This window comes from Bartonella pachyuromydis, assembly GCF_039543065.1.
GTDB lineage: Bacteria > Pseudomonadota > Alphaproteobacteria > Rhizobiales > Rhizobiaceae > Bartonella > Bartonella pachyuromydis.
In genome coordinates, this window is record NZ_BAABJA010000022.1 from 1 (window position 1) to 9232 (window position 9232).

General features: G+C 35.1%; 2 protein-coding genes and 2 pseudogenes. All 4 read right to left on the reverse strand.

The features are described 5' to 3' along the window. Positions 1–233 (reverse strand): annotated as a pseudogene (locus ABD917_RS08195) (hypothetical protein); the annotation flags it as partial. A gap of 26 nt (positions 234–259) precedes the next feature. After that, a pseudogene (locus ABD917_RS08200) lies at positions 260–960 on the reverse strand (hypothetical protein). Between the two features lie 1601 nt (positions 961–2561). Then, positions 2562–7544, reverse strand: a complete 4983-nt coding sequence (locus tag ABD917_RS08205) for a DEAD/DEAH box helicase (protein WP_345119593.1) — start codon at positions 7542–7544, stop codon at positions 2562–2564. 672 nt (positions 7545–8216) lie between these two features. Beyond that, positions 8217–9232: DUF3987 domain-containing protein (locus ABD917_RS08210; protein ID WP_345119594.1), on the reverse strand; the 1016-nt coding region annotated here is incomplete at its 5' end.

The following is a 9232-nucleotide window of genomic DNA, read 5'->3' on the forward strand; positions in this document are numbered from 1 at the left end:
TCATAAACCTTTGCATTGCCATATACATAGCCACCAACACCAGCATTGCCAAAAACCCTTGCATTATCATAAACACGACCAGTTTTTACAACATAAGCATTATCACCAACCCAGCAATTACCATCATAAGAGAGGTTGCTTTCATTCTCAATAAAGCCCCCCAGATCCCCAGCCTTAATATCAGCAAAGTCTTTTAAAGCTTTAATGCGATAAAGAATTTGGTTAGAAAGCAGGCGCCCCCGCCGCGCCCGCGCTTTATTTAAGCAGCATCAGTTTCATATTCGCTGTTATCATCATCATAATCATAATAGCCTTCAAAATAAGCATAATATTCATGACGATAATAATCATCTTCACTACCAAATTCAGGATATTCATTATCACAGATATCTTCATTCGCTTCTAAAAAGGCATTGCTATGTATATAAGAATTTTCAGAGATAAGAGCATCACAAACAATCGCATCATCAAAAACACGCGATTCATCACAAATGTAAGCAGAGCCACTTATTTTTGCATTTCTTCCGACATGAGCATCATCACAAATAACAGCATTATCGGAAATATGAGCATGATCAGAGACACGAGCGTTATCATAAATTTGTGCATTGCCTTCAATAATCACGGCGTTGCTAGCATGTGCATTGCCATAGACGTCGACAAAAAAGCTTTTTACTTTTGCATTTCCGAAGACGCGTGCATTTTGAAAGACACGGGCTTTATTATACACCCAGCAATTACCCTCATGAGAGAGATTATCTTCACTTTCAATATACCCCCGAGGTCACCTTTTTTCACATCACCAAAATCTCTTAAAGCTCTAATTCGCGTTAAGAAATGACCATCGATATATTCGCCCTCATTAATAAATTCGTATTTTTTTGTAGGCTCTTGTTTGTTAGCAGATACAGTTTTATTAGCAATGGAGATAACGGAGGTGTTTTTTGAGATATTTGTCATATTAAGATTCCTAGTAGTTTAAAAAGTTTTCAATTGACAGCCTATAAAGGCGCCGGGTGTTGAAAACACGGCTACTAGTCCGTTGGCATGCTTTTCCTATAAGGTATTGTATAGCATGACCACACCCGACAAAATTCTCATATATGCTAATCACAGCATAAAAGATAGTCAGTATTTTAAAGACTTTGGAAAGGCTGTATCGTAACCTATCCGCTAGTAGTTTTAGTATTTTCATCACTTGATTATTTATATAATCAAAATACGTATTTATTGTCAATTAATTTATGCACTTTTTTGATATTTTTTATGATTTTTTAATGCATTGCGTGTATATATTTATCATATGCTTATTAATTGCTTCTTTTATATTATATGCTTTTAAATCTATATTATATTCTTTATTAAACGATTGCGTTATTTTTTTAATCTATAATTTATAATATTTAGAAACGCTCTCATCATGCGTATTTTTATCTTTATAACCTATCATGTTTTTTACTAAATGGTTTTTAAAGATTTCTGTTAATTTCTTTTTATAACACATTTGCAACTTAACAGCCTTTTATAGGGGCTGTCTTTATAACAAATGCATTCATTGCATTGTGATTATGAAAGCTTGCTGTTTTTATGCATTCTCTATAGCTGTTATCTTCTTTATAGCCACCGCATCATTTTTTATTTTCATAAGAGAAATGATAAAGAGGATAATTGTGATTTATAGCTTGTTATGAAAACATCTAAAGAGAGATCTCTAACTATAGAGATTAGCAAAATCGCTTTTAATAGATTTTTGTCAGTTTAGTCAGTTGTTTTTAGACCCTAGAGTATTTTTTTAATGAGATAAAAAATTAAAAATATTATTTTTCAATATGTTAGTATTTTAGTGATACAATCCTTATTAAGATACAATCCATAAATTCAATCAATAATATATATTTGTCAGTTATCTGTCAGTAAATTGAACCGACAAAAGTGATTATTTTAGTGAGTGATAAAAACACGTCTTTAAAAAATATGTGATCCCTTAAAGCCTTTCAAAAGACAGTTTATAATCATAAAAAATGCTATCAAGATCATTATGATTATGAGTTTTGAAGGGGTTTTGAGTTTTGACGGTTGCCCCTTTTAGATAAAAAAATAGTAAAAAATAAAAACATTATATTTCAATGCGTTAATATTTTTAAATCTTTCAAAAAACAACCCATATTGATAATACAACCTATGAATTCAATCAATAGTATATGTTTCGATGGGGTTTTGACAATTTTTGCACCTTCAAAACCTATAAGCAAAATGAATATATATAACTCTCTTTAAACAAGGCTTTTAAAAAGGATAAATCTATCATTTGAGATTACGGTATAATCTTTTAAAGGCAATCCAAAAGAAGTGTATTCACTTTAAGAGGGGATTTCTTATAAGTCTTAAAGCAATCCAAATGACAGTGTTTAAAAGTGCAAATGATTTCTTTTTAGAATAACGCATATAAACACTCCTTTTAAGATTGTAGATAATCAACTTACAAGAGAGGTATAGATTATGGTTATAAGACTCTATACCCCTTGTGAATTTATCATACCCATCATGTAAGCATGGCAAGTCTATTCAGTTTCTTTAATTTCTAATTTTGGTAGTTTTTTAACAATTTTCATTGTCTCTAAACTTACAGTAATAACCCTTTGAAACAATTCTAATGGATAAGCAGGATTACCCATTGTCTCAATAGCATAGCGATTGGCGTCATTCACAATACCACTCTTTTTATCAGTCTTTACACATTGACGTTCCATAACCCATTCAAGAGCGGGCTTGCCATTGACGATATATTTATAAGCTTCAAGAGGAATATCTGTTATAGTGATATTACTATTATAAATAACAGTGGATTTATCCTTTTCCTTGCTATTTTTAATTTTTGCGAATTTCATTTCATTCACGTAATAAAACTTTTCTGGATTAGAAATATCAGTCTGTTTAGGATTGCCTTTTTTAAAGGTCACTGGATAAGGTTCTATGCTTTCATAATTCATATGTAAATGACCCAATTCACGTCCTGCTGTCACAAATATCCAAAAGTCTTCAGCAGTTTTTACACAAGGAATACGAGGCAATTCTTTAGAAAGGTTATCAGCATAACGGGCGCGATAATCTTCTGAATGTAAAATCCCATAAACGTAATAGAATAAATCATCTTTAGTTATGGTTTCATGAGGATAAGCTGCTTTAAAATGTGCTAACCCTTCATCCGTAATGGCATCACGCCTCTGTAAACCAGCACTGTTGCTTTCCTCTGTAGAAATTAAAAATAAATGGGATTGTTTCCCACTTTTACTTTTTGAAACCGTAATGTCTTCATAAATATAGCGTGGAAAGCATTGACCATTCTCTATTATCTGAAGATCAGACACAGTTTTAATCATAAGTACGGAAAAGTCTTTTTTTGCTCCTATACCTGTAATTTGTATCATTCGATTTTCAACCGCTTTTCCTATCGGAAATATGCGCGGCATTTGATAAACTCTCTCATTGAAAGTACGATTATAATAGAGCCACTGTTGTGTAAAAGGACGATACAAGCTTTGTGTAAGGCACGCATTTTCAAATTCGAAAATTTTTCTTTTTACCAGTTCTTGCTTAACATTATGACTCCAACTGATTTTACTTTCATCAGAATTTATAAAATTGTTTATAGCATTTTTACGTATCTTGCGATTAACATGTTCATAAGCATCCTTAAAACGTTCTACTTCATTATTATAGAACGTAATCATATTACTCATGTTTTTTTCTAAAACTTCATAGCTTGAATTATATGCCCAAGCATCACGATTGGTTGAAACACCAAGAGAATAAGTTTCAAACAGCTTTTTACCATGCTCTTTCTTATAACTCTTATAACCCATGGCTAAAAAGGTTTTAAAACTGTCATCACGTTGATTGATCCAATCACCATGTTTGTCTGGTGTAATTATTTGCCACCCTTTTTTGCTCCGTGTAATGCCATGAATGCTCCTAAATTTTTCAATTATTGTGAGCTTTTCTTCTCTATTGAGATAATCTCCAATGTCATGGAAATATATCTTCCCACGTTGTTTAGATTCTGGATTTTTGACGAGAATAGAAATCGCTATAGGGGCTCGAGAACCTTCACCAAAAATCTTCCCACCTTCTTTTCGAGATAGTTCTCCAGAAGTTCGTTGATTACCCCGTAAATGGAAAATATAAAGGCTACTAAATTCCTCAACGAGGCATTTTCGTAAACTGTCCATAGAGCTTCCATCAATAAAACCCGCATTTGTGACAAAACCAATGACACCGTGTTTTTTTATACGGTCACTTGCCCAACGAATAGCACGGATATAACTGTCATACAGACCTCGTATAAGACTTGCCTTCGATTGAGCAGCATAAGTTTCACTGATCCGTTTATCTAAAATCGGATAAGGGGTATTCTTTGCATTATCGTTTTCGCTTTTTTGTCCTATAGAATAAGGAGGATTACCAAAGATAACTTCGATATTTAGATTTTTCTGATGTTCTAAATATTCACTGTTTTCTTTAAATAGTTCTTGCAACAAATCTTTTCTTTCAAGCATTTGGAATGTATCAGTTAAACCAATATGCTTGAATGGTATATATTCACCTTTCATAAGACCATGATAAGTCGATTCAATGTTAATCGCTGCTATGTAATAAGCCAGGAAAACAATCTCATTGGCATGGATATCATAACGGAACTTATATTCCATATCCTCTGGTTTTATGAGATTGGATTGTAACAACCGTGTGATAAAGGTACCAGTACCCGTAAAAGGGTCAAGAATAGAAACACCACGTGAACCTAAGCTTTTTCCAAATTCATTGCGTAAGATATCATCAACAGAATGAATGATAAAATCAACCACCTCAACGGGGGTATAAACAATCCCAAGCCTATCGGTGGTTTTCTTAAATGCTTTGGTAAAAAAATCTTCATAAAGTTTGATAATAAGGTTTTGTCTTGCTTGGGGGGAGGTAATTCCAGAGGCACGGAATTTTACACTATCATAAAACTCTTGTAATTCTTTCGATACTTGCTTGATATTGGTTTTGTCCAACTCCGTTAAGATCTTTTCCATCGCTTGCGAAATGGCATTGTTTTGCACAAATTCATTGCCGTCAAACAAAGCTTCAAATACGGGACGCGTCACAAGATGCTGTGCTAACATCTCAAGCGCTTCCTCTTGTTTGATTTCACTGTTTAAGTTGTTTTTGAGTTCTTTATAAAACCCATCAAAAGCATGAAAGGCTTCACTGGTTTCATCGGAAAGAATGGTTTGAAGGCGTGTAATATGGTTTTGTGCAATTTCAGCAACATTGTTCGCCCAAATGCCCCAATAATCACTCATAGTAGATTTTTTAACAATCAGTGTTTTGAGAGCATTGGGAAACTCAACAAAAAAGGGTAATCTTCCTGTTACGCTATGACTATGTTGCGGTTCATGAGCTTGTGTCCCAATATGAAGTCCGGATTTTTCCGATTTTTCGTGGAGCGGGATTTCGTCAATAACCGTGGTAACATTCTCTAATTCGGTCTTTTTAGAAACTGTAATAATGTCGATGATAGAGCTTACGTCTTGCCCTAAAACCATTTGGTTAAGGGTTTTACTAAAATTCTCATCATGGGCAAGCAAAGCATTAAGAACTTGCCAGACAACGCTGTATCTCTTATTGTTTTTTAATGCCTGTTCTGGTGAAACACCAGCAGGAACACCAACTGGCAAAATGATATAGCCCATTTTTTTGCCTTTTGCACGACGCATCACACGTCCTACCGCCTGTATCACATCCACTTGGCTTTTACGCGGGTGTAAGAACATAATGGCATCAAGGGAAGGAACATCAACACCTTCTGAAAGGCAGCGTACATTGGTTAATATACGGCAGACATTCTCACCCGCATCTTCTTTCAACCAATCAAGTTTTATTGTACGGTCTTTGGCACCAGACTTTCCATCAATATGATCTGCTTGACAGTTAAGAGGAGGAATATTTTTATGGTTTTCATGAAGATCAAGTAAATCTTTCTGAACTTCTTTATCGTTGAATGTTCTACATATGCGTTCAGAAGTTTCAATATCTCTACAAAAAGCTAAAGCCCGATGCATGGGGCTTCTATCATCCCCAAGATCAATTTTCAGATCCATTTTGCTAAGGGCTTGATAACAACCCATGATCTTTGTTCTATCATCAAGAATAAGTTCATAATTCTTATCTGTCATCAGATGCTGGATAGATTTACTCACTTCTCCTTCATCAACACCTAAAACGATAATCTTATAGGGCGTTAAAAGTCCATTCTTTACAGCATAGGAGAAACTATAAGAATAAAGGATTTTGCCATAGAGCTCTTCATCATCCATAGAAGCCAGAACGGCATCAATCTCATTAGCTTGTTTTTTAGCATTGTCACTAAAGATACGAGGCGTTGCTGTCATATACAGACGTTTCTTGCCTCGAATAAGGCTATTATTATGAACCTTGATAAACTCAGATTCTCTCTTGTCTGTTCCTAACACAGCTCCAGTGGTACGGTGTGCTTCATCACAAATGATCAGATCAAATTCGGGTAAAGCATATTTCTTTTGCGCATCGGAAATCACTTGTATCGAATGATAGGTAGCAAAGATCACTGTCATTGCATCAAGAGAAGTCTTATTGACTTTTTCTCCAAGTTTTTGAGAATCTGTTGTTGCTGGTAGAGCGAGATCCGAGACATCGAGTTCGGCAGCATCATCTTGGGCTTTACGACGCTTGCCAACTTGTGTATCAGAACACACCGCAAAGGAACGCAAGGGTATCTCTGTATCTACTGTCCATTCTCTTATTGTTTGTGACATTAAAGAAAGAGAGGGGACAAGAAATAAAACACGTTTACCTTGACCAGCAAGAGCTTCCGCTATCTTCAGACTGGTAAAGGTCTTTCCCGTTCCACACGCCATAATCAGCTTGCCGCGGTCTGCTTCTTGTAAACCGTCACAAACAGCTTTAAGTGCTTCTTGTTGATGATCTAAAAGCCTTTTCGGTTCTTTTTTCTTAAGAGTAACTTCCCCTTTGCTTTCAAAGGTTGTCCAATCTATTTGACTGTTTTCCAAATCAAAAAGATTAATCCGTTGAATGCGGACTCCTTGTCCTTCACAGGTGAGATCGGCATTGTTACTCCAATTACCTTCGGTGCTATCAACCAGAATACGGCGTGTGAAGATCTTTTTTCCCGAGGCAGCAATAAAGCTATCAATATCTTCTTTCTTGATCTGATGATTTGCACTATAAAACTTACATTGAATAGCGGCATATCCTTCTTCATCACGAATTTTAGCAACCAGATCAATGCCGATATCACGCCCATCTTTTCCATGCTCTTTTGCCCATTCACAATAGGTTTGAACCTTTTCGTATTCCTGCTTTTGTAGAGGATCTTGCATCAAATAAGCAATTACAAACTTTTCAAAAGAAGTTCCTCTATCGCGCACACTTTCTGTATGATCACGGTAGGATTGTAACAGAGAGCGTAATGTCAGTGGTTTGTTATGAGATTGAAGCATTTATAATAAAACCCCACCGCTTTATAAGCGTTGATCTATCGATGTCAAAAAAACTCTAAATGGAATTTGCTAGATCTATTTAAAACAAATAGCAATAATAAAATAAAAAAAGGGTGCTAAAGACCCACAACCTGCTTAAAAAGAAATTTTATAAAAGCTATTTATCCACAGCCTATGACGTAAGTCAGATCAGCACAATAGTGAAATTTGCTATTCATTTGATGTGTTAATCAAAACAAATACACTATGGGCTTTAAAATATTAGAATAAGTATTTTGATAGGTTTTATTACGAATTTTGCTTATAAGTTTTGAAGGTGCAAAAATTGTCAAAACCCCATCGAAACATAGATCATTGATTGAATTTAGAGGTTGTATTATCAATATGGGTTGTCTTTTGAAGATCTGTAAAATATTAACACATTGAAATATAATGTTTTTACTTTTTACTGTTTTTTTATCTAAAAGGGGCAACCGTCAAAACTCAAAACCCCTTCAAAACTTATCGAGGTTGTGTTTTGGTTATCTTTAGGCACAAAATTTAAAAGAACCTCTGTATGTTTCTTCTTTAAAAAAACAGAACGCAAAACCCTCAAAGATCATTCGTAAATCCTCTGTTGGTACGATAAGATCTTTGAAAGTTTGAAGAATAACAAATAAAATTATCAGCGTTTTATTGTTTTATGCTGTTGCTTTTGACGAAAGGATTCCATTCATAACGTGTTGTAGGTCGACCACCTTTAGAGCTATTTTCACTTGATATTTGACGAATATGGTTGGAACGACATAAAATCTCTAAAGCTTGTTTTAGAATGGCATGGTCTTTTAAATGCGTCCAACTTCTTTGATGAATATCACGTAAAGTAAAAATATCGGGTAAATGATCACAACGTTCGATAATCAATTTTGCACAATCTTCTATAGAGGCATTCGCCGCCGCATAAAGCCTTTTAACATGGCTTAACAGATATTTTTCCCATCGCAAGGCTGTTTGAAGGGCATCTTTATTGATTTCAAAACGCCCCCCTTCGGTCAATTCAAAAATCAACGCAAGACTTACTATGGTCTTTGGCATTTTCAAAAGATGCGCTTGTAAGCTTTCACAAAGATTGTTCTCTTTGGCTTCTTTAAAAATCTTTTGCATCCATTCACGAAAGATCTCTTGAGCTTCAGCAGAAAAACGCATCACCAGCGGGTGTTCTGGTGAACCAAGGGGTTTATCATAAAGGGAATGAAACACTCCTTCATAAGTTTCCCATGCCTTTTGATTGGGAGGTCTATCAACCCATTGCCAATCTTTTGTCTCATCGGGCCATACCAACATTTGAAAGCGTTGTAAGAAACCATCATTGTCTTTGCCATATAAAACATTGCGTATAAAGGGCAGAATGCGAGAGGGTTGAATGCCTCCAATCATTGATAAAGTTACATGGGGAATAAAAATGGTTCCACGCTCTATACGGTCATAGGTAAATTGACCATCTCCATTAAAAGCTGTAAGATAAAAAGCACGATCTGTTTGATATTCCTTCCGTTCCATATCTGTTAAGAAACCGGATAATTCATCACGAACCATCAAAAGACCACGGGGGTTTTCTTGTAAGAGTTCCCCAAGCTTTTCAACGCTCGTATCATTGACAATAAAACGAGAGACATCATCATCATAATCATTGTCTTGAGAGAGGGTTT